Source organism: Jatrophihabitans sp. (assembly GCA_036389035.1).
In the GTDB taxonomy this organism is placed as follows: domain Bacteria; phylum Actinomycetota; class Actinomycetes; order Mycobacteriales; family Jatrophihabitantaceae; genus Jatrophihabitans_A.
Map to the genome: position 1 here is coordinate 149,133 of DASVQQ010000011.1, position 22,322 is coordinate 171,454.

The 22,322-nt window shown below is 70.5% G+C and carries 19 protein-coding genes; 6 read left to right on the plus strand and 13 right to left on the minus strand.

Annotation, left to right across the window (positions count from 1 at the left end; all coding sequences use genetic code 11):
• Positions 1–107 precede the first annotated feature (107 nt).
• From cobM to VF557_08545, 6 genes are all read right to left on the minus strand, one after another.
• Positions 108–857, minus strand: coding sequence for a precorrin-4 C(11)-methyltransferase (gene cobM, locus VF557_08520; protein HEX8080239.1), 750 nt, complete (start codon positions 855–857; stop codon positions 108–110).
• The gene (cbiE, locus tag VF557_08525; GenBank protein HEX8080240.1) at positions 854–2,278 is read right to left on the minus strand and encodes a precorrin-6y C5,15-methyltransferase (decarboxylating) subunit CbiE; all 1,425 of its coding nucleotides are present in this window, start codon (positions 2,276–2,278) and stop codon (positions 854–856) included. Before cbiE ends, cobM begins: the two co-directional genes overlap by 4 nt.
• A 90-nt stretch (positions 2,279–2,368) precedes the next feature.
• On the minus strand, positions 2,369–5,134 hold the full coding sequence (locus VF557_08530; protein ID HEX8080241.1) for an ABC transporter permease: 2,766 nt from the start codon (positions 5,132–5,134) through the stop codon (positions 2,369–2,371).
• 61 nt (positions 5,135–5,195) lie between these two features.
• The gene (locus VF557_08535; GenBank protein HEX8080242.1) at positions 5,196–5,738 is read right to left on the minus strand and encodes a hypothetical protein; all 543 of its coding nucleotides are present in this window, start codon (positions 5,736–5,738) and stop codon (positions 5,196–5,198) included.
• The gene (locus VF557_08540) at positions 5,735–6,301 is read right to left on the minus strand and encodes a MauE/DoxX family redox-associated membrane protein (GenBank protein ID HEX8080243.1); all 567 of its coding nucleotides are present in this window, start codon (positions 6,299–6,301) and stop codon (positions 5,735–5,737) included. The genes VF557_08535 and VF557_08540 overlap by 4 nt, the downstream gene beginning before the upstream one ends.
• Before the next feature lie 602 nt (positions 6,302–6,903).
• The gene (locus tag VF557_08545; protein ID HEX8080244.1) at positions 6,904–7,605 is read right to left on the minus strand and encodes an ABC transporter ATP-binding protein; all 702 of its coding nucleotides are present in this window, start codon (positions 7,603–7,605) and stop codon (positions 6,904–6,906) included.
• Between the two features lie 149 nt (positions 7,606–7,754).
• Between VF557_08545 and VF557_08550 the strand changes: the two genes are divergently transcribed.
• Entirely contained in the window at positions 7,755–8,339 is a 585-nt protein-coding gene (locus VF557_08550) for a PadR family transcriptional regulator (GenBank protein ID HEX8080245.1), read from the plus strand.
• On the plus strand, positions 8,336–8,839 hold the full coding sequence (locus VF557_08555; GenBank protein ID HEX8080246.1) for a hypothetical protein: 504 nt from the start codon (positions 8,336–8,338) through the stop codon (positions 8,837–8,839). The genes VF557_08550 and VF557_08555 overlap by 4 nt, the downstream gene beginning before the upstream one ends.
• A 117-nt stretch (positions 8,840–8,956) precedes the next feature.
• On the opposite strand, the gene VF557_08560 is transcribed toward VF557_08555, so the two are convergent.
• The 3 genes from VF557_08560 to VF557_08570 form a co-directional block, all read right to left on the minus strand.
• Positions 8,957–9,268: a hypothetical protein gene (locus VF557_08560; protein ID HEX8080247.1), complete on the minus strand. Its 312-nt coding sequence runs from the start codon at positions 9,266–9,268 to the stop codon at positions 8,957–8,959.
• Positions 9,269–9,359: 91 nt separating this feature from the next.
• The gene (locus VF557_08565; GenBank protein ID HEX8080248.1) at positions 9,360–10,190 is read right to left on the minus strand and encodes an ATP-binding protein; all 831 of its coding nucleotides are present in this window, start codon (positions 10,188–10,190) and stop codon (positions 9,360–9,362) included.
• A 243-nt stretch (positions 10,191–10,433) separates the two neighbouring features.
• Positions 10,434–10,628 carry a hypothetical protein gene (locus tag VF557_08570; GenBank protein HEX8080249.1) on the minus strand — a complete coding sequence of 65 codons (195 nt, stop codon included), beginning with the start codon at positions 10,626–10,628 and terminating at the stop codon, positions 10,434–10,436.
• A gap of 222 nt (positions 10,629–10,850) precedes the next feature.
• On the opposite strand from VF557_08570, the gene ligD reads away from it, so the two are divergent.
• Positions 10,851–11,882 (plus strand): non-homologous end-joining DNA ligase, encoded by a 1,032-nt coding sequence (gene ligD / locus VF557_08575; protein ID HEX8080250.1) that lies wholly within the window; start codon positions 10,851–10,853, stop codon positions 11,880–11,882.
• A 32-nt stretch (positions 11,883–11,914) separates the two neighbouring features.
• Here the strand turns inward: ligD and VF557_08580 are convergent, their stop codons facing one another.
• From VF557_08580 to VF557_08590, 3 genes are all read right to left on the minus strand, one after another.
• Positions 11,915–12,868: an NAD(P)H-hydrate dehydratase gene (locus VF557_08580; protein HEX8080251.1), complete on the minus strand. Its 954-nt coding sequence runs from the start codon at positions 12,866–12,868 to the stop codon at positions 11,915–11,917.
• The gene (locus tag VF557_08585) at positions 12,855–13,589 is read right to left on the minus strand and encodes a histidine phosphatase family protein (GenBank protein ID HEX8080252.1); all 735 of its coding nucleotides are present in this window, start codon (positions 13,587–13,589) and stop codon (positions 12,855–12,857) included. The genes VF557_08580 and VF557_08585 overlap by 14 nt, the downstream gene beginning before the upstream one ends.
• A 66-nt stretch (positions 13,590–13,655) precedes the next feature.
• Complete coding sequence (locus tag VF557_08590; protein HEX8080253.1) at positions 13,656–15,092, minus strand: GAF domain-containing protein; 1,437 nt, start codon at positions 15,090–15,092, stop codon at positions 13,656–13,658.
• Positions 15,093–15,322: 230 nt separating this feature from the next.
• Between VF557_08590 and VF557_08595 the strand changes: the two genes are divergently transcribed.
• The 3 genes from VF557_08595 to VF557_08605 all read left to right on the plus strand — a co-directional run bounded on the left by VF557_08595 (position 15,323) and on the right by VF557_08605 (position 21,685).
• The gene (locus VF557_08595) at positions 15,323–16,411 is read left to right on the plus strand and encodes a chemotaxis protein CheB (GenBank protein ID HEX8080254.1); all 1,089 of its coding nucleotides are present in this window, start codon (positions 15,323–15,325) and stop codon (positions 16,409–16,411) included.
• A 10-nt stretch (positions 16,412–16,421) separates the two neighbouring features.
• Positions 16,422–18,347 (plus strand): CheR family methyltransferase, encoded by a 1,926-nt coding sequence (locus VF557_08600; GenBank protein HEX8080255.1) that lies wholly within the window; start codon positions 16,422–16,424, stop codon positions 18,345–18,347.
• 170 nt (positions 18,348–18,517) lie between these two features.
• The gene (locus VF557_08605) at positions 18,518–21,685 is read left to right on the plus strand and encodes an ATP-binding protein (protein HEX8080256.1); all 3,168 of its coding nucleotides are present in this window, start codon (positions 18,518–18,520) and stop codon (positions 21,683–21,685) included.
• A 50-nt stretch (positions 21,686–21,735) separates the two neighbouring features.
• On the opposite strand, the gene VF557_08610 is transcribed toward VF557_08605, so the two are convergent.
• The gene (locus VF557_08610) at positions 21,736–22,188 is read right to left on the minus strand and encodes an STAS domain-containing protein (protein HEX8080257.1); all 453 of its coding nucleotides are present in this window, start codon (positions 22,186–22,188) and stop codon (positions 21,736–21,738) included.
• Positions 22,189–22,322 lie beyond the last annotated feature (134 nt).

Below are 22,322 nucleotides of genomic sequence, written 5' to 3' on the forward strand. Positions count from 1 at the left end.
CGGGCGAGAGTATTGAATGGCGTCCGACACAACAAAATAATGCCTGACAGATCGGAGTTTGAACAAGTTTCATTAGCAACTATCCGCAAACCTGAGCGGGCGGCAGTTTAGTGCCCGGTCCGTTCCCTGGCCGCCGAGTACAGGTGACTGTCCGGAAAGCCTTCCGCTGCCAGCACCCGGCCGACCACGATCACCGCGGTGCGCCGGATGCCGGCCTGCCGGACCTGCTCGCCGATGTCGGCAAGGCTGCCCCGCAGGATCTGCTGGTCGGGTCGGCTGGCATAGGCCACCACCGCCACCGGGCAGTCCGGGCCGTAGTTTCCTACCAGTTCGGCTACGATGGCCTCGATCCGCTGCACGGCCAGGTGCAGCACCAGGGTCGCCCCGCCGGCGCCGAGGCTGCCCAGCTCTTCTCCCGGCGGCATCGCGGTGGCGCGCTCGGCCGTCCTGGTGAGGATCACGCTCTGGCCGACCCCCGGAACGGTCAGCTCGCGCCCCAGGGCCGCTGCCGCCGCCGCGAACGCCGGTACCCCTGGGGTGATCTCATAGCTGACACCGGCCTGATCGAGCCGGCGCAGCTGCTCGGCCACCGCGCTGAACAGCGACGGATCGCCGCTGCACAGCCGAGCGACCTGGTGCCCGGCCCGATCAGCGGCCACCAGCTCGGCGATGATCTCGTCCAGGTTCAGCTCGGCGGTGTCGATCAGCCGAGCACCCGGCGGGCAGTGCTCCAGCACCTCGGCCGGAACCAGGCTGCCGGCGTACAGGCAGACCTGCGAGGAGGCCAGCAGCCGTTGGGCCCGCAAGGTGATCAGATCCGCCGCGCCCGGTCCGGCCCCGATGAAGTGAACCGTCACGGCTGTTCGGCCTCCCGGGGCTTGGTGTAGCTCCACTGGGTGACCGGCATCGCGGCCCGCCAGCCGGTGAACCCGCCGACCGGTTCGGCCCGCTGCACCGCGATCCGGATGAGCCGCCCGCCCAGGCGCCGGTGCCAATCCGCCAGCACGGCCTCGGCCTCCACCGTCACGCCATTGGCCACCAGCCGGCCACCGGGCGTCAGCGCGGACTCGCACGCCTGCAGCACGCCGGCCCGGCTGACCGCGCCGCCGACGAAGACCGCTTGCGGCCTGGGCAGGTCGGCCAGCGCCTGCGGCGCATGCCCTGCCACCAGCCGCAATCCCGGCACGCCTAGCGCCTGCGCGTTGGCCGCGATCCGCTTCAACCGGTCGGGACGAGCTTCGATCGCCACCGCCCGGCAGGACGGATGGCTGCGCATCCACTCGATCCCGACGCTTCCGCTACCGGCGCCGACATCCCAGAGCAACTGACCGGGGATCGGCGCCAGCGCTGCCAGGGTGATGGCCCGCACCTCGGACTTGGTGAGCTGGCCGTCGTTGTCGAAGGCCGCGTCCGGCAGGCCGGGTGAGGCCGGCAGCAGGACCGCGCCGGGCGCCGGCCGGACCTCGATCGCCAGCACCGCCAGCGGCTCCTCCGGCAGCGGCGACCAGCTCTCGGCAGTGCGGCGACACAGCCGTTCGGCCGGTCCGCCCAGCTCGCACAGCAGCACCAGCTCGCTCGGCCCCAGGCCCCGCTCGCACAGCAGGCCGGCCACGGCTGCCGCGTCAGCCGCGCAGCCGAGCAACACCAGCAGCCGCCGTCCCGGCTGCAGCAGCGGGTGCAGCGCCGTCACCGGACGGCCCAGCACGCTGAAGACCTCGACCTCTTCCAGCGGCCAGCCGAGCCGGGCCGCGGCCAGCGACAGCGAGGACACCTGCGGCAGCACCTGGACGGAGCCCGCGCCGAGCAGGCGCACCAGCGTGGCGCCGATGCCGTAGAACATCGGATCACCGCTGGCCAGCACCACCAACCGGCGGCGGTGCCGCTCGGCGAGCAGGCCCGGCAGCGAGGCCAGCATCGGCGAGGGCCAGGCGCGCCGCTCGGCCGGCAGGTTCGGCGGCAGCAGGCGCAGTTGCCGGTCGCTGCCCAGCACCAGCTCGGCCTCGGCCAGGGCCGTCCGAGCCAGGGCGCCCAGGCCCTCCCAGCCATCGGCGCCGATACCGATCACCAGCACCGGCGGACCGCCGGCCGGAGCATCCCCGGCGCCCGGAGCGGTGACAGCGGCCGGGTGGGCGGGGTCGGCAGGGTCGGCAGCGGTGGCGTCGGCGTCGGCGGCGTCGGCGTCGGCGGCGGCGGCGGCGGCGGCGGCGGCGTCGGCAGTGTCGCCGGGGTCGGCGTCGGCGTCGGCAGCGGTGGCGGCGAACTCGCTCGGGTCGGGCACAGCCTGCAGTCTGCCGCAGGATCAGTCCTCGGTCAGCCGCAGGATCAGTCCTCGGTCAGCTGCAGGATCAGTCCTCGGTCTGCCGCAGGATCAGTCCTCGGTCAGCGAGGGCGCCCGCACCAGCCACGGCAAGCTCAGCGCGGTCAGCAAGGTCGCCAGCACGCTGATCACGGTGCCGGTCAGCGCGGTGAGCCCGGCCAGCAACCACAGGCTGCTCGGCACCGAGCCGGCCAGCAGCGCGGTCACCGTCAGACCGAGCAGGGCGCCGGCCCCCGAACCGGCCAGCCCGATCAGCAGGCCTTCGACGGTGATCAACCGGCCGAGCTGGGAACTCGTCCAGCCGACCGCCCGCAGCAACGCCAGATCCTCGCGACGCTCGCGGATGTTGAGGTAGCTGACGTCGGCAACAGCGATCGCGGCCAGCAGCAACGTGATGCTGACCGCGAGGTAGTCGACCCGGCGGGCCTGCAACGAGATCGCGTCCCCGAGCAGGCTGCCCACCACGCTGCCGCGAAAGGCCACCGTGATGGCCAGCAAGCCCGTCAGGCCGGCCGAGCCGACGGCGACCGCGGTCATTGCCAGGCCGGTTCGCGCAGAGTCACCGCGCAGGTTCCGGTACGCCAGCCGCAGCGGCCCACCCACCGAGCCACCGCCACGGCCACCCCCACCGCGGACCGGTCGCGGCCAGCCGGTCGAGGACTTGCCCGGCAGCGGCGTCGGCAGCGACGCCCGCCACACCGGCCAGGCGGCGGCCAGCAGCGTGACGGCCAACGCCGCCGGCACCGCGGCCAGGGCCCGGCCGGTGCTCACCGGCACGTCAAGCGCCTGGGCGCCGGCCAACGCCGCCAGCGCACCGATCAGGCCGGCGCTGGCGCCGACCACCGCCATCTCTCCCAGCAGCAGCCTCATCAGCTGGCCGCGGGACCAGCCCAGGCAGCTCAGCGTCGACAGCTCCATCCGGGGTGAGCGGGCCGCGGCCGCCGCGGCATTGGCGATGAACACTCCGCAGACCACCAGCACCAGGACGAACAGCAGCAGGCTCTTGCGGTCGACCGCGCGCAGCACCGTCACCACCACGCCCTTGCGCTGCCACTGCTCACTCAGCAGCAGCTCCGGCCGGTTGACCGAGCCCGCCGAGCCCGCCGGCAGCAGGATCCGGCGGCTGGTCGGCGAGCTGCCGACCGTGACATCGACGTCCAGGCCGGTCGCGCTCGCCACCGCCTCGGCTACCAGCCGAACCCGCTCCCGGCTCACCGGGTCCACGCCGCGCACCCCCGCCACCCGAACCTTGATCGCGCTGATCGGCTTGGCGTCGCTGACGTCGGTGAAGACGGAGGAGTCGGTGAACAGCGCCGCCGCCTCGAGCGAGGTCAGCATGGTCGGCGCGGGCAGCAGGTAACCGGCGAAATTGCTGTCCGGCAGCAGCGGCTGGCCCCTCAGGTGCGCGCTGCTGGCCGGGTCAGCCGGCGCCAGCGGCTCGGTGCGGTACCCGCCCAACGCCTGGGTCGAGCCCTCGGTCAGCCGGGACTGGTCGAAGGCGCCGATGACTCTCAGCCACGCCCCGGGCTGATCCTCGGCGACGGGCAGCACCGGATGGTGATGGAGTCGGCGAAATGCGGTGTCGGCCGCCTCCGGGGGCACCGCGACGTAGCCGGTGCCGTTCACCGGCGCCTCCCAGACACTCGGGGGGTTGATGACCGGCCGCGGCCGCAACGACCCGTCCGGCTCGGTGTCATAGTCCACCGGATCGCTGGTCCAGTAGCTGTCCACGAGCAGATCAGGGCTGCCCGACCGCAGCCGGTCCGACAGCATGCGCTGGTAAGCCCCCTGGGCGGTGATGCGGGCGCCCGGGACCCTCTCCCCGCCTTCGCGCTCCACCAGCGCGTCCAGCTGGGCGGACGTGAGGCCGGCGCCGAACTGGGCGGCCGCCGCCGGCGAGAGCCGCTGGATGCTGACCTCGTCCAGGATGTCGAGGCCGGCCTGCTCGGCCATCAGGACGGGCACGGTGCGCCGATCCGGTCCCACCCCTGCCCACGTCTGAGGCAGGTAGCGGCCGCGGGTCACCGCCCGATCCAGCCCGGCCAGCTTGGCCTCTTGCTCGGGATCGACCGCTGCGAGCAGAAACGGGAAGTTCCACCGCACGATGAGTCCGGCATGCCCCTCGGGTAGCCCGATGAAGCCTTGGCCGTTGCGGCCGTTCGTCCGCGACCAGCAGGTGCCGTTGCGCTGGTTGCGCGCCTCGAACGGTCCGCCGGTCGCCGGCGGCCGAGTCGGGCAGACCAGCCGCAGCCTTCGACCGTCAGGCCCCACGATGGCGACGCCGTACATGCTGAGGTCGTCCGGCGTCCCTCCGAGCCCCACCGGCTCGGGGGTGACATAGCTGAAGCTGATGTCCTGCCGGTCGAACACGCTCAGCCCCCGTGCCGTGTGCCGGTTTATCGAGGCTGTGAACAGCTGCGGGCCGTCCGAGGTGAGGTGCTCGGTGAGATCGATCGGAATCTCCACGCGCTGCATGAGGTAGCCGACCATGGCGATGGGGGCTGCCACCTCCACACCGTCCAGTCGCTGGATCTCACGCCATTGCCGCAGGGTGATGCCGCCGAACTGGCCGGCCAGGAAGTTGGGGCGTACCAGTGCCTGGTTCCGCTCCGTCTCGGTCCGGGAGTTCGCCGGCCGCACCAGGATGTCGTAACTGGGTCTGTCCGGGGCGCTGACCCGGCCACGCAGTTCCAGCCGTTGCTCGGCGACCTGCCCGGTGAGCACGATGAACGAGGTGGTGGCCGCCGCGACGCCCAGTACCAACGCGGTCACCCGCAACCAGTTGACCCGCAGCCGCACGAGCAGCAGGTGGATCACGGCCGGAAGCAGCCGTGGGCGGCGTTCATCTGCTTAGTGTGGCCGGTTTTGCCCTGCGATGTCACTGTCGTTGCGGTTGCGGCAGGTCGTGCACCGACTGACCGGTGGCCAGCACCTCTCCGGTCTCGGAGATGAGCAGGTAGCTCGGGAACACCGTGATGCGGTAGGTGGCGGCGATCGGTCCTGCCTCCGGCTCGCAGATGACCGTGGCGATCGCAGCCAGCCGTTGCTCGAGCTCGGCCCTGCGCGGGGAATCGCCGACGATCACGGTCACCAGATGTTGCGAGTCCCCCAGCTGTCCGGCGTAGCCGACCAGGGCGGGCACCGCGGTCAGGCAGCCTGGACAGTTGCTGGAGAGAAAGGTCAGCAGGTAGTTGCTGCCGACCAGGTCAGCCGTGTCGAATAGAGCGCCGGTGTTGGTCCGGGCGGTGCACGGCGGCGCCAGGCTACCCATGTCGGGGCCGCTGTCCTGCCGGGCGAGGGCGTCACCCTCGGCAGACGCCAGGGAATCGAGGGGCAGCGCGCGCAGGATCAGCAGCGAGATGCCCAGCGCCAGGGTGGCCACCAGCGACGCGTACATCACCAGGACTGTGGTGATCGTCATCGTCGACCGCCGACGGGCAGCGCCGAACTCGGCGGCATGGGTGGGGTGCCCAGGGATTGGCCGGAAAATCGCCCGAACAGGGCGCGCAGAGACCGTGCCTGGCCCACCAGCAACGCGCCCACCAGAACGGTGAGAACCGCGGCCAGCACCACCGGGGCCGAAGTTGCCGCTGCCGAGGACCGCAGGCCCACCGCCAACAGCAGCGCGGCGCCGGTCAGCGCGCCATTGCGCAGCACGGTCCGACGGCTGAGCGGCGAGTGCCCGGCGCCGAAGCAGTTGCAGGTGAACTCCTGCCGCTGAGTCACCAGCGCCGCGGCGCCGACAGTGAGGCACCCGAACACGAGCGCGGCCCCTACGGCGGCGTACTGGACGGTCAGCGGTAGCGCCAACCCGAGCGCGGTGAGTCCCTCGACCGCGACCCAGGCGCCAGCCACCAGTCGGGCCTGGGGCAGCTTCAGACCGAGCCGCAGAGTCCGGCCGAACTCGTCCAGCTCCGAGCGATTGCGCACCTTGCCGATCGCGGCAACGGCAAGCACCAGCACCAGCAAGCATCTGATGGTCATCAAGGCATAACTGAACACTGCACTTCCCCCCGTGGTCGACACGCCCAGACGTCAGCAGCTACGTCAGCAGCTACGGATGGGATTCCCCCAATTGCCGCAGACCACGCCGCAGGTCGGACCCGAGTGGTGGCAGTCACGACACACGTACTGGTCATAGTTGTTGCATTCACACTGCGTGAAAGGATCTGGGGCGCAGCCGGTGACCCTTTGCGGAAGGCTGCGCTTGAGCCACCCTGACAAGGCCTTCGTGATCCGATCAAGCAGAGTGGTCATGGACGAATCCCTTGCTGTAGTAGGGCAATCCGTCTATTAGACGGTAGGCACTGAACTACATCAGGTCAAGCTGACTTGTCACAATTTATTTGGTCGTGTTTGACATCGCGCGATGTGCGGCTCACCACGGCACAGCAGGCTACGGGTTCGATCGTCACTCACGGTGAGCCCATCAGCTACTGAACAGGCCTGCCGGGCCAGGCTAGGGTCGGCTGCCGCGCGGGGATCCCGGCCGGCAACCGAGGAGCCCCGTTCGGCAGCCGCGGGTGGGGACAGCCAAGACCGGGTCAGCCCGGTCGGGCTGCCGCGGGAGGACAGCCGGGAGCGGATCAGCCCGGCCCGCTGATCCGGCGCAGCGTGCTGTCCGGGTCGGCTCCGTGCAACTCGCGATCACTGACCACTCGGCCGTCACGCAACCCCACTAGCCGCTGGCACTGGCTGGCGACCGTCGAATCGTGGGTGGCCAGCAGCATCGTGATGCCGTGCTCGGCCTGCAGCTCGGTCAGCAGGTCCAAGATCTCCTCACCGGTCCGGGAGTCGAGGTTGCCGGTCGGCTCATCAGCCAGCAGCAGCCGTGGCCGGTTCACCAGCGCCCGGGCGATGGCCACCCGTTGCTGCTGACCGCCCGAGAGCTCGCGGGCGGGGACGGCGGCCTGGTCGGCCAGCCCGACAGCCGCCAGCAACTCATGACCTCGCTGCTGTTTGTCAAAGTCGACCCGTAGTGGCAGTACGGGAGTTATGACGTTGTCCAGTGCCGAAAGGTTGCGTAGTAGGTGATAGCGCTGAAAGACAAACCCGACACTGCCGCGGAAGTAGGCCGAATGCCTGCCGGACAGCTCTGCAATGTCGATGCCATCGACAAGGATGCGGCCAGTATCCGGAATGTCGAGGCCGCCGATCAGTTGAAGCAGGCTCGACTTTCCCGCGCCGGAAGGGCCGGTGACTGCAACGATTTCACCCGGTGAGATGGTGAGTGAGACGTCAGCGAGCGAGGTCACGGTGGCCCGTCCCTGCCGTCGGGTCTTGGTCACCGACACCAGTTCGACGCGCGCGCCCGCCCGCGCTGGGGTGGATGTACCGGCTGGTGCCTCCATCCCCCCATCATGCTCCTGTCAGCTGACACGATCGGGTCTTCGCCAGTAGCCCTCAGGGACAAACCGTTGCCCCTATAGTGGTCCGCGTGGCTATCCAACACGCGGTGTTGTCCTTTCTCGCCGATGGACCGAGCTACGGCTATGAGATTAAGACGAATTTCGAGAAAGCGGTCGGGCCACAATGGGGTGGGCTCAATATCGGCCATGTGTACCAAATCCTGGAGCGGCTGAGCCGGGACGGCCTCGTGACTTCGCGGACTGTGTCCCAGGACGTCCGACCGGACCGCACTGTATACAAAATCACTGCCGCCGGACGGCGTGAACTCGACGGTTGGCTGGCCGAGCCCACCACCCGGACCGCGGGTTATCGGGACGACTTCATCCTCAAGGTGCTGGCCGCCGGCCGGCGCAGCGAGGAACAGGTGCACGAGGTCTGCCGCACCCAACGCGAAGCCCGGATGGCTGAACTGCAGACCCTGCGAGCGCTGCGCCGCCAGCACAAGGACGAGCCGTTGGCCGCGCTCACCATCGAGGCGGCCATCCTCGGCGTGCAAGCCGACCTCAAGCTCATCGAGGTCGCCGACGCCAACGCGGCACGCCCACTGCTGGCCGCCAGCCCGGCCGAGCGCGCGACCAAGCCGGCCGAAGGCCGCCGCGCCGCCGGTCAGTGACCTCGGCGCTGCGGGCGGCCGCGGAGTCCACGACCTCGCTCACGCTGGCCGGCGCCGTCGGCGCGGCGGTCATCTCGCTGCTGATCGCGATCGGCACCCAGGTCGCGCTGAGCGTCCGGGAAAGCAACTCCCGCCGCTACCAGCGCCGCCGCGCCGCGCTGACCGACGCCCAGGACGCCGCGCTCGCCCTGCGCGGTCGGGTTTCGGACTACGGGGCGATCAGCCGTGCCCGGGCCGGCCAGCCCTCGCCCGGGCTGGAGCAGGCTGAGCGTCGCTACACCGACGCCCGAGCCCTGCTCGAGGTGACGCTCAGCCGGGTGGACGATCCGGCGGTGACGGCGGCCGCACAGCGTTGGCGGTCAGCGGCGGAGGTCAGCTTCATCAGCTCGGCGGAGGTCACCGCGGCTCAGGAGCAGCAGCAGTGGCAGGATTTGAACGCCGCGATCGGCAGCGCGTTGCGGAGCAAGGACGGCGTGTCGGCAAAGCCCACGCGCAAGTGAGCACTGCCGGTGGCTCACCGGCCTGAGAGTGCGCGGGGCTCAGCTCGCCGGTGGCTCACCGGCCTGGGTGCGCGGGGGCTCAACTCGCCGGTGGCTCACCGGCCTGGGTCCGCGGGCTCAGCTGGCGGCAGCGGCCCGGGGAAGCTCTTCAGCTAGGTCGAAACGATCGGTGACGCGCAGTTCACGGGCGGCGGAGGTGGCGTACTCGGCGAAGTCGGCAGGCGCGCCGACCAGCAGCACCGAGTTGGCGTGTTCCTCGGCCAGCAATCGCTCGATGAGCTGATAGGCGAAAGAGGTCGTGCCCGACAGCAACCTGGTGGCATCGACCACCACGTCCTGCCCGCCTACCGCCCCGAGCGTCTTCACCATGTCATCGGCGTAATCGCGACCCGCTACCAGTCGCGGCAACGGCAATGTTCGAACGCCCACGACTACCCCCTTAGCTTGTCAGCATCACCAGCCTGCCGGCAGCCCTAGCATGTCAGTTGTTCCGGCGTCAACGATAGCGCTCATTGTTTCACTAACCAGCCCAGTCGTACAGCGTGGGACTGCCGTGTCGGGCCCCGCTCACCGGAACCCAGCCCTCGAACATCGTTCCGACGAAGCTGTTCTGCAGCACCGCGTGCCGCCGGCCGCGGGAGTTTGCGGTGGCCAGGGCCGACCCGCTGGCCAGCAAAACCTCACCGCCCAACCGGCTCACCACGCTCACCGCGGTGGGCAATCCGGTGCCGCGACCGGGACCCTGCTTCCTGCTGGTGCCCGACAGCGCCATGGTGATGGCCATCCGATCGTCCTCGGCGCCCTGGCTGACCAGCGTGCCCAACAAGCCGATCCCGGCGTCGGCGACGGCGAAGCGCAGCACCCCCTGCGACGGCAGGGTCTGGGCCGCCATGAAGCCGACGGTGCCCGAGTGCTCGCAGACGTTGGCTCCGATCTCGGCCAACGCGGTGTGCAGCGCGTGGGCGATCTCGGCGTCGTGACCGGCGATCCGGTCATAGACCAGGCCACTGAGCTGGCGGACGTCGCTGCCGGTGGCGAGTTCGGTGACCTCGAGCAGGCTGTCGCTGCGGTCGAGTTCGCGCTCGTTCACCGGCAGGTCGTGGCTGCCTCCGAAATGCTCGACAATCGCCCCCAGATGCATCCGGGAGGCGTAGCCGGCCTGGTTGCGGCGCAGCCCGCTCAACCGAAGCCGGGAACCCCGGGCAGCGGCCAGCTGGGCGATGGCGGCGACGCCGACCAGGTGCAACGGGTCGAGCCAGGACAAGCCGCTGAGGTCGAGCAGCACCCCGTCGTCCACAACCTGCGCCGCCAACGACTGCAGGCGGCGGGCCGCTGGCGTCGGCCTTGTCACTGGCTATCTCTCCTCATGTCCTGCCCGGTTCAGCACTAGCGACGATACGGCTACCGTCTGTCACTAATGCTGAGACGTCGGTGAGGTACGCCCAGCGGCAGCGGCACGGACCAGTGGTGGCCGTGCTTGAGGAGGCTCCAGGATGCGGCGAACGGCGGCCCCAGCCGGACAGCGACCGGCGAACCGGGTCAGCTCAGGGTCACGGTGACGGCCGAGCCGCGCCGACGGCTTGTCAGGTTCAGCTCAGCGACGGCGCCGGTCCCGCCGGTCGAAGCGGGACAGCCCGGAGTCCAGCGAGCTAAGCCGGCGAGCGGTGGGCGAGGCGGGATCGCGTCGGGCCGCGGAGGCCGAAGCGCGTCGTAGCGCCGCGCGAAAGGCCGGCACCGCGATGGCGAGCAGCAGCCAGGTACGCAATCGGGACGACAGCAGGACCCACATGATGACCTCCTAGATTCGACGGTTACCCCTCCAACCTAGTGACTCGGCTGCGGCGCGGGTCGCGCCCGGGGCGCTGCGGCCGGAATAGACGATTCGGCTATGGTGGCGATGCCGCGCGGGCAGGGTGGTTGTCCAGGCCGCTCGCACCCGCGTGCCTGCGGGCCGTGCCCCTGCGGTCGGGGCGACAGTTGGCGTCGGCGACGATGGCATCAGGAGGATGCGATGAAACGCGGTTCCGGATCGCCGGCCGGGCGGCCGGCGCGCTCCGGACCGCCGCTGCCCGGGCTGACGCCGATGCTGGCCACCGCGGGCGTCCTGCCCGCCCCCGCCGAGGACGAGCAGTGGGGCTATGAGACCAAGTGGGACGGCGTCCGGGTGCTGGCCTTTCTCGAGGGCGGCCGGGTCCACCTGCGCTCGCGCAACGACCTCGACATCACCGTCAGCTACCCCGAGCTCGAAGACCTGGGCTCGCGGCTGGGTAACGGCCAGATCGTCCTGGACGGCGAGGTGGTCGCCTTCGGCCCCGACGGCAGGCCGAGTTTCGCCCGGTTGCAGAAGCGAATGCACGTCGGGCAGGCCGCCGAGGCGCAGCGCCTCAGCCGCACCGACCCGGCCCGGTACCTGATCTTCGACCTGCTGCACCTGGACGGCTCCGCCACCATCGGGCTGCCCTACCGGCAGCGCCGGCAACTGCTGGAGGGACTGGACCTCGACGGCGCGAGCTGGCAGTGCCCGGCCTACTTCGCGGGCAACGGGGCGATGGTGCTGCAGGCCAGCCAAGAGCTGGGCCTGGAAGGCGTGGTGGCGAAGCGGCTGGCGAGCACCTACCGGCCGGGCCGGCGTTCCCCCGACTGGCGCAAGATCAAGAACCTCCGTACCCAGGAGGTCGTCGTGCTCGGCTGGCAGCCCGGCAATGGCCGGCGGGCCGGCACCATCGGATCGATCCTGGTCGGCGTGCCCGATGACGGGGAGTCCGCGGCCAACGGCCTGCGCTACGCCGGCAAGGTGGGGACCGGCTTCACCGACGCGGCCCTGGACGCCCTGCACCGGCAGCTCACGCCGCTGGCTCGTCCGACTCCCGCGCTGCCAGCCCCACCGCCGCGGGCCTTCACCGTCGGCGCGCAGTGGGTCCGGCCCGAGCTGGTCGCCGAGGTCGCCTTCGGCGAGTGGACGCCCGACGGCCGGTTGCGGCACCCGGTGTGGCGCGGGCTGCGGCCTGACAAGTCGGTGTCCGAGGTCCGGTTGGAAAGCTAATCCAACGCGGCGCCGAAGATGCGGGGCGTGGCTCAGGCCTGCAGTTCGGTGAGCACCAGCGGCAGCTGATCGAGCAGCTCACGGGCCAGAAAGCCCAGCGAACCCACCCGGGCGGCCAGCCGGTCTCCCGCCGCGGCGTGCAGGTAGGTGGCCCAGCACGCCGCCTGACCCAGCTCGACGCCCCGGGCCAGCAGGCCGACCAGCGCGCCGGCCAGCACATCGCCGCTGCCCGAGGTTCCCAATCCGGAATGGCCGGCCGGCGCCAGCCAGCGGTTTCCGGCCGGCGTGACGATCCGGTTGTCGCTGCTGAGCACCGCCTCGTAGTGCTCGGCGAGGCGGCGCTGCGGGTCATCCGCGGCGTCGGAGTCCGACGCCGCGGAGTCTGCGTTGTCGGAGTCTGCGTTGCCGGAGTCTGCGTTGCCGGAGTCCGCGCCGCCGGATTGCTCGCCGGCCGCCGCCAGGAGCCGTTCCAGCTCGGTGTGGTTGGGGGTGAGCACCAGCCGCCCGCGCAGCGCCGTCAGGACGTGCCGCGGCAGCTGGCCCAGGGCGCCGATGGCATAGGCGTCCAGCACGATCGGCAGGTCTTGCGGAGCGGCCGACACCAGGCCGGTGATCAGCTCGGCGGTCTCATCGACGTCATCGAGCCCGGGTCCGATCAGGATCGCGGCCGCGCTGCCCAGCGCGCGCTGGATCACCTCGACCGAGCCACCCGCCACCGATCCCGATGCGGTCTCGGGCAGCCAGAGCACCGCCGATTCGGGCACCGCGGCTGCCACCGGTCCGGCCACCGACTGGGCCACGGCCAGGGTCAGCACCCCGGCGCCGACCCGCAGCGCGGCCTGGCCGGCCAGCATCACCGCACCCGGCGCGGTACGGGCCCCGCCGATCACGAGCACCCGCCCCCGGCTGCTCTTGTCCCCCTCGGGCACCGGCAGCGGCCAGTCGCGCAGGCCGGTCGGCGTCAGGATCGTCTCAACGGGCGGCATCGATCTCTCCCGGATGCTCGGTGGCTGGGGCTCCGTAGGCCTCCAGGTGCTGATGGTCGTTGTAAAGGGCGGTTCGCCAGCCCGGCTCACCATCCTGGCGGACCAGCCTGCTCACCGAGGCGTTGGTGACCGAGCCGCTGCGGGCGATCTCGAACACCCGGTCCTCGTCGAGCTGCTCGCAGACGTAACGGAACAGCAGGATCACCGCGTCATGGGAGACGATCAGGTGCCGGCCCTGCCCCGGCCCGCGTTCCAGATCAGCCAGGAAGGACCTGATCCGCAACACCAGGTCCGCCCAGGACTCGCCGCCGGGCGGGCGGTAGTAGAACTTGCCGAGCCAGCTGCGCCGCTGTGCCTCAGCCGGAAACCGGTCGCCGACGCCCCGCTTGGTGAGCAGGTCCAGCACCCCGAGCTCACGGTCGCGGATCCGCTCGTCCTGGCGCAGCGCCGGTGGGTCGGCCAGTTCGGCCAGCGCCGTCCGCGCGGTGTGCCGGGCCCGCAGGTAGGGCGATGTCCAGACCGCGTCGGGCCGCCGGCCCGGGTCCTCGGCCAGCCACCGACCTACCGCCCGGGCCTGCAGCACGCCGAGCTCTGACAGCGGCACGTCGGCATCGCGCACGGGCATCGAGATCGACAGCGCGCCCGTCGACTCGGCCTCTTCGCGGGCTACGTTGCCGACGCTCTCACCGTGCCGGACCAAGATCAGTTCTGTCACTGCCATCCCGCGACGATAGCGGGCTCGCCTTCGCGGTCAGCGGCGATAGGCGACCGGCGTGGCTGGCATGGCTCAGTACCGGCGCACCGCGTCCGCCGGATCCTGGCCGGTCTCGTTCACCCGCAGCGCCACCTCACGCAGCTTGAGCTGGCTGGACTGCGAGGCGCTGACCAGCAGGTCGAACGCGGCTGTCGGCCCGAGCCGGTGCCGTTCCATCAGGATGCCGACCGCCTGCCCGATCAGCTGCCGGCTCTGGATCGCCGCCTGCAGGTTGGCCTCGTTGTTGACCCGGGCCAGCGCGATGCCCACCTGCGCCGCCAGCACCGGGACCAGCGCGGCCGCGGTCGAGTCGAAGGCGTGCGGCTGGCTGGAGTACAGGTTCAGCGCGCCGAGCACCCCCCGTGGAGTGGCCAGCTGGCAGGCCAGCAGGCTGCCCGCGCCGAGAGCCTGAGCCTGGACGGTCCAAGCCGGCCAGCGGGTCTCGGCGCTCATGTCATCGATCCGCAGCACCTGCCCTTCCCACAGCGCCTGCAGGCACGGCCCCTCACCGAGCCGGTACTGGGCGAGGTCGCACTCGGTCGCCAGCTCCCCGGTCGAGCTCGGGGTGCGCAGGCCGCCGTCCTTGTCGACCAGCGAGATGCTTGCCTGCTCGGCCCCGGGCACCGCGTGGCTGGCTGCCTGCACCGCCTGGTCGAGCACCTCCTGAGCGCTCTGCTGGCCGGCCAGCACCGCCGCCAGCTGGGACAGCTCGGACAGCAGGCCCGTCGATGGCCGGGCCGGCGCGTCACCACCCGTAGACCGCTCGGCGCGGCCCGACTCGGCGCGGTCTGGCTCGGCGCGGTCTGGCTCGGCGCGGTCCGGCTCGGCGCGGTCCGGCCCAGCAGTGCCGGGGACGGGGTCGGGGCTGTCGGGCCCATCGGCAGCCGGCACGCTCCGCAGGCCATGCCGCGGCTCCTGCGGCACCGGCCGCAGTTGCCAGCTCAGGGTGGCGTCCTCCGGCTGCAGCTGGGCCACCAGCCGGGCAGTCACCTCGACCTCGAGCAGGCCGCCGTCCGGCTGCACCAGCTTCGCCCGGCAGGTGGCCGGTTCACCGCCGGAGCGCTTGAGCTGCGACAGCACGGTCCGAATACGGCCGCGATCCTCGACTGCGAACTTGGTGGCCAGCGGCCGTCGGTACCTGGGTTTCAACTGGCCCAGCAGCGCCTCGGCGGCCGGATTGAGCTGTTTCACGATGCCGTGCTGATCGGTGAGCAGGTAGGCCGTGCTGGTCTCGGCCAGCAACCGCTCGTAATTGACCTGCGAGCGCAGCAGCGCCTCCCGGGCGGCCTCGAGCTCCTCGTGCTGGGCTCGCAGCTCAGCGTCGGCCACCACCAACTGCTCGGCCAGCTCAGCCAGCTCGGCCAGCACGTCGGCGTCGAAGGTGGCGCCTGTGGTCCCGGCCAGCGTCAGCAGTCGCCGCCGGGCGGTCAGCTCGGAAAGAAACTGGTTCAGCTCCGGTTCGGCGACCATTTCCCCTCCTCCGCGTCTGCTGTCATCCCCCGATTAGCTACGGCTTCACTCTAGAGACATCCGACGCCTGAAAGGCGACAGGTGGGCTGACGTGGCGCCACGAGGGAGCGCATTCAGCCCGCACGCTGCTGGCAGAAAACCAGCGAACATGATCGGATGGGCGCAGCGAACACACGCGCCCGCGATCTGTGCCCACCGCACAGCGCACTCGAACGGTCAGCCAGAGGACGATGATGTCGTACGACCTGGTGGTGATCGGCGCGTCGGCAGGGGGCGTCGAGGCACTGAAGACCCTGGTGTCGGTGCTGCCTGAGGACCTGCCGGCCGCGGTGCTGGTGGTCCTGCACGTGCCGTCCTACGGCGGCAGCGTGCTCCCGGCGATCCTCGATCGCGCCGGAAGGTTGCAGGCTCGGCACGCCGCATCGGGCGACGTCACCGCCGCCGGTCAGATCCTGGTGGCCCCGCCCGACCACCACCTGTTCGTCGAGGACTCCCAGGTGCTGCTGACCAAGGGAGCGCGCGAGAACGGTCATCGTCCGGCCGTCGACGTGCTGTTCCGCTCCGCGGCCCGGGCCCGCGGCGCCCGCGTGATCAGCGTGGTGCTGTCCGGGGTGCTCGATGACGGCACCGCCGGAGCCGTGGCGATCCGCCAGCACGGCGGTCTGGTGCTGGTGCAGGACCCCTCCGATGCCAGCTACTCGGCGATGCCTGAGAGTGTCCTGACGCACCTCACCCCGGACTACGTCGCCGGCGCCGCCGAACTCGGCCGGTTGATCGACAAGCTCTGCCGGGTGCCCGCCAGGGAGGAGCCGGCCGGCCGGCCACCGGTCCAGCGGAGCCCACCCGCCGGACAGAGCCAGCCAGCCGGCCAGAGCCAGGGCCGCTCCACCGACCTGATCGACACCGAGCTGGGGATGGCCACCCTGTCGGATGAGGCCTACGACAATCCCGACCGGCCGGGCTCGCCGTCCGGTTTCTCCTGCCCGGACTGCGCCGGCACGCTGTTCGAGATCCCCGACGGCGGGCTGACCCGCTATCGCTGCCGGGTCGGGCATGCCTGGTCGCCGGAGAGCCTGCTGGGCGAGCAGGCGTTGCAGCTGGAGAGCGCGCTGTGGATGGCGCTGCGCAGCCTGGAGGAGAAGGCGGCGCTGGCCCGGCAGCTGGCAAGCCGGGCCGAAACCCGGGGCAGCCAGCTGAGTGCCGGCCGGTTCACCGCCCAGGCCGAGGACGCCACCCACGCCGCCAGGTTGATCAGGCAGCTACTGGAGTCCGCGCCCGAAACCGACAAGGTGCCGACAGCCGAGGCCGACGGCTACTAGGTTGAGGTCAGTGACCGGTTCCCAGCATCCCGAGCCTCCCGACAGCGGCGACGCCGTCGGGACGGACGCCGATGCCCTCAGCCCGGCCTTCGAACGGCTGCTGGACTACCTCAAAGAGGTTCGGGGCTTCGATTTCACCGGCTACAAGCGGGCCAGCCTGGTGCGCCGCGTGCTGCACCAGATGCAGCGGGTCGCCATCACCGACTTCGAGCAGTATCACGACTACCTGCAGGTGCATCCGGAGGAGTTCACCCAGCTCTTCAACACCATCCTGATCAACGTCACTGGGTTCTTCCGCGATCGCGACGCCTGGGACCTGCTGGCCAGTGACCTGGTGCCGAGCCTGCTCGACCAGCTCGGCGACGAGCCGATCAGGCTGTGGAGCGCGGCCTGCGCCTCGGGCCAGGAGGCCTACAGCCTGGCGATGCTGTTCGCCGAGGCGCTCGGGCGGGAGAAGTTCCGGGCCCGGGTCAAGATCTATGCCACCGACGTCGATGAGGAGGCGCTGAGCTTCGCGCGGTTGGCCAGCTATACCGAGCGCGAGCTGGCGGGCCTGCCCGACGGCTACCGGCAGCGGTACTTCGAGCCGGCCGGCACCCGGTTCCAGTTCGACACCGACCTGCGGCGCAGCGTGATCTTCGGCCGCAACGACTTGTTGCAGGACGCGCCGATCTCGCGGATCGACCTGCTGGCCTGCCGCAACGCGCTGATGTACTTCAACGCCGAGACCCAGAACCGGATCGTGTCGCGGCTCGCTTTCGCGCTCAAACCGCAGGGGGTGCTCTTTCTCGGCAAGGCGGAGATGCTGCTCAACCACAGCGCCGCCTTCGAGCCGATCGACCTCAAGCGCCGGTTCTTCCGCAAGCGGACGTCGTCGCCGACAGCCCGCGCGGTGGCGGACAGTCTGCGCAGCGCGGCCGGTCAGGCGGCGACCGAACGCAGCCAGCTGTCCTCCGAGGCATTCCTCAACAGCCCGGTCGCGCACATCGTGATCGACCATGACAACCGGATCCAGCTGATCAACCACGCCGCCGGGGCCACCTTCGGCCTCAGCGTCCGCGACGTCGGCCGCAGCTTCTCCGAGCTGGAGATCTCCTACCGGCCGGCCGAGCTGCGCTCCTACATCGACGGCGTCGCCGCCTCACGGCAGCCGGCCTGGCTGCGTGGCATCGAGTGGCACCGCTCGCCCACCGAGGTGACGTTCCTCGACATCCAGGTGCTGCCGCTGACCGGGGGCGCCAACCGGCTGCTCGGGGTGTCGTTGATGTTCAACGACGTCTCGCGGTACCGGCGGCTGAACGACGACCTCGAAGCCACCAACCGCCAGCTCGAGACGGCTTATGAGGAGCTGCAGTCCACCAACGAGGAACTCGAGACCACCAACGAGGAGCTGCAGTCCACCATCGAGGAGCTGGAGACCACCAACGAGGAGCTGCAGTCCACCAACGAAGAACTCGAGACCACCAACGAGGAGCTGCAGTCCACCAACGACGAGTTGCATGTCATCAACCAGGAACTGCAGGCCCGGACGGCCGAGATCAGCTCGCTGAACCACTTCATGGAATCGGTGCTCAGCAGCCTGACCGCCGCGGCGGTCGTGGTCAGCCCCGAGCTGACGGTGCGCACCTGGAACCGCCAGGCCTACGAGCTGTGGGGCTTGCGTGAGGATGAGACGTTGGGTCAACACCTGCTCAACCTCGACATCGGACTGCCCACCGACGAGCTGCGGACGGTGGCGCGCGAGGTCGCCAGCGGTGAGCGCGAGCGCGCCGAGCTGATCGTGCAGGCCGTCGACCGGCGCGGCCGGCCGGTGTCGCTGCGGGTCACCGTGACCACCCTGGCCGGCCCCGGTCCCCAGCGCGGCGGCAATGACGGTGCCCTGCTGTTGATGGAGAGCGCCAGCCAGTTGGGCGAGTCCGGACCGTCGGCGGGCTGACCAAGTAACCGGTTGAGCGACCGGCAAGGCGATGTTAGGTTTGGCCGTTCTGAGCCAGTAGGACTGGGCCTCGTCGCCGGACGCGTCCAGCCCTGTATAACTTTAATCCCACACTCGCGGCGGTTGAGAAACAGCTGTCCGCGGGCAGGGCAGTACCGCACGGGGACGTCATGACATCGCCATCCGAACTCTCGGAGTTCCTTGCTCGGCTGAGCGAGAAGCACTCCCGGCTCACCGCGATGGCTGCTTCAGAGGGAAGCGCCGAGGTCAGCGAGCTGATGGCCGAGGTGGCCGACCTGGGTGAGCAGTTGCTGGTGGCCGATGAGGAGCTTCGCGCCCAGCACGAGCAGCTGGCCGAGTCGCGCTCGAAGCTCGAAGCGCTGAACGCTCGCAACGAGCAACTGTTCGACGCCTCACCGCAGGCCCTGGTGATCACCGACGCCTACGGCATCGTGCTGGACCTCAACCGGGCCGCCTCGACGCTGCTGGCCGGCCTGGACGGCTCCAACAGCCGGCGTCCGATCACCTCGCTGTTCCAGTCCGAACACCGGCGCTTGATCCGCGCGATGATCACCGGCGCCCGGGTCGAGCAGTCCCCGCAGCAGGGCGAGGTGGAGCTGGCCGGCGACGGAGAAGGCATCGGCGTCTCGGTGCGGGTTCAGGCCTTTCAGCACTCGCTGACCGATCAGCACCTGCTGCGCTGGGAGCTCACCCTCGCCGCGCCTGCGCTGGCAGTGGTCACCTCGCTGCCCGACCGGGTCACCTCGCTGCCCGACCGGGTCACCCGCGCCGCCCAGGACACCGGCAGGGACGCGGGCAGCGACACCGGCAGGGACGCGGGCAGCGACACCGGCAGCGGCGCCGCGGAGCTGTTCCCCGGCAGCGGCGCCGCGGAGCTGTTCCCCGGCGATGACGAGACCATGACGATGCTGCGCCAGTTCGACTGGGCGGCCAGCCCGCTCGGCCCGGTGCGGCAGTGGCCCGCGGAGTTGCGGGCGGCGGTGCGCACCGTGCTGGCGTCCAAGGCGCCGATGCTGATCTGGTGGGGCCCGCAGCTGATCCAGCTCTACAACGACGCCTACCGCCCGTTGCTCGGCGACAAGCACCCGGCCGCTCTCGGCCAGCCGGCTGCCGAGTGCTGGGCCGAGATCTGGCCCGCGGTCGGCGCCCGGGCGATGAGCGTGCTGGCCGGTGACGGGGCCAGCTACTTCGAGAACGAACTGCTGTTCCTCCAGCGCGCCGGCTACCAGGAGGAGACCTACTGGACCTACTCCTACAGCCCGATCAGCGGCGACTCCGGCCAGGTGCTGGGGGTCCTCGTCGTCGTCAGCGAGGTGACCCACCAGCAGGTGGCGAACCGGTGGATGCAGACGATCCGCGAGCTCGGAGCGCTGTCGGTGACCGCGCCGGAGACACCTGACGATGTCTGCGAGCAGGCGCTGCAGGTGCTGGCGAGCAACCGCGCGAGCATCCCGTTCGCGGCTGTCTACGCCCTTGCCGAGGACGGTCGGGCCACGCTGCGGGGATGCTACGGCCTGTCTCCCGACAGCGCCCCGCTGCCGGCCGAGCTGCCGGCCGCGGACGCCTCGGCACCGCTCGGCCGGGTGCTCAGCACCGGGGTAGCCGAATTCAGCGACCCGGCCGGCGTGGCGCCGGGCCTGGTGTTGCAGTCCTCGCCACTGGGTCCCGCCGTTCCCGACACCGTCTGGGTGCAACCCGTCTGGCTCAGCGGGCGTGCGCAGCCGCACGCGGTGCTGGTGATGGGGGCCAATCCCTACCGCGCCCCCGACGAGGCCTTCCTGCGGTTCCTGGATCTGGCCGCCCGCCAGTTCGGTATAGAGCTCAGCGACGCGATGGCCTATGCCGGCGAGCACCGTCGAGCCGAGGCCTTCGCCCAGCTGGACCAGGCCAAGACCCGGTTCTTCGAGAACATCAGCCACGAGTTCCGTACACCGCTCACGCTGATGATGGGCCCGATCCAGGCCTTGCTCGACGATCCGGACGTCAACCTGCCGCCGGACCGCCGGGCCGATGTGGCCTCGGCGCGGCGGGCGGTGCTGCGCCTGAGCAGGCTGGTGGACACGCTGCTCGAGTTCGCGCGGGCCGAGGCCGACGAGCTGCACGCCAACCTCGAGTTGACCGACCTGGCGCAGTTGAGCACCGACGTGGCCAGCATGTTCCGCTCAGTGGTGGAAGAGGCCGGTCTGAAGCTGGTGGTGGACACCGCCGCGGTGTCCGAACCGATCGCCGTCGACCCCGAGATGGTCAACAAGATCCTGCTGAACCTGCTGTCCAACGCGGTGAAGTTCACCCGGCGGGGCACCATCCACCTCCGGCTGGAAGAAGGCGGCGACGAGGTCCGCTTGACGGTCACCGACACCGGTCTCGGGATCTCGGCAGAGGAGTTGCCGCGGGTCTTCGAGCGGTTCCACCAGGTGCCCGTTCGGGGCGCGCGCAGCCGTGAGGGGGCCGGCATCGGCCTGTCCCTGGTGAGTGACCTGGCTCGCGCGCACGGTGGCGAGGTGAGCGTGCGCAGCGAGCTGGGCAGCGGCAGCGAGTTCACCGTGCGGCTCCCCCGGGTCGCGGTCGGGCCGCATCGGGAACCGGTCGCCGGTGGCATCTCCACCGTCGCGCCGGCCTTCATCGCCGAGGCGCACACCTGGTCGGCCACCCAGAGCGAACCCGCTCCGACCGAGCCCGCCCGGCAGTCCGAGCCGGCTGACCCCACTGTGCTGCCGGCCGGCCGGATCCTGCTGGTCGAGGACAACGTCGACATGCGTGACTACCTCAGCCGGTTGCTGCGCGCCGACGGCTGGCAGGTCGAGGCAGTCGGCTCGGTGGACGAGGCACTCGCCGCCGGGGCGGTGCCGGACCTGGTGCTCTCCGATGTGATGCTGCCCGACCGCAGCGGCGTCGAGCTGATCAAGCTGATGCGCGCCAACCCGATGCTGATGCGGATTCCGGCGATCCTGCTCACTGCCCGGGCCGGAGCCGAGTCGGCTGCCGAGGGGCTGCGAGCCGGCGCCGATGACTACATCGTCAAGCCGTTCGCCGCCCCCGAGCTGCTGGCCCGGGTCCGCACCCATTACGAGCTGGCCAAGCTCCGGGAGTACGCGCTCAACCGGGCCGAGGACAAGGTCGCCAACCTGGAGCGGGCGCTGGCCAGCAACCGGCAGATCGGCGCCGCGATGGGCATCCTGATGACCAGGTTGAAGCTGACCGATGAGCAGGCTTTCGACTTGCTGCGCAAGACAAGTCAGAACCGGCACCGCAAGCTGCGTGATATCGCCGAAGAGGTGACGATCACCGGAGAGCTGCCGTCGCACCTGTCGGGGTAGCGGCTGCGATCGCTGCCACCGCACCTGTCGGGGTAGCGGCTGCGACCCGCTCAGCCGGCCAGGCTCTGCCTGGACCGGGCAAGCCGTGACCCGGCCTGCCGTGACCTGGCCTGCCCGGCTGCGCGGGTCGTCCCGGCGCCCAGCACCACCGACGTCTCGGTGGCCAGCAACGGCTCGGCGAACATCCGTAGCACCGACATGACGTGGGCGTTGGCATTGGTGAGCACTAGCCGGCCACCGCTGACCGTCAGCAGCTCGCGCACTCTGAGCAGGGCGTTCACCCCGTCCATGTCAAGGGATTGCAGGTCTGCCAGATCCAGGCGCAGTCGCCGGGTGCCGCCGTTGACACAGCTGCGGGTGAAGTTCTCGAAGCCGGGGCACACCGAGCCGAGCAGGTGGCCCGCGAGAAAGAAGATTGCCCTTTCGGGATCGACGCCTCCGACTCGGAGCGCGAACTCCAGTCTCGCGTCGTCGCGGTCAGGTGCTAAGAAGTCGGTGGGCATCTAACGCCTCCGGGATGACCCCCAGCAAGGCTGGGAGGCCGGCGGCTGCAGTTCCAACCCTTCGTCAACAGTAGCCGTCATCCAGTGGATTTCACACCGAAATCCCGCAAGGGAAGGCCCATGAGGGCGGTGTC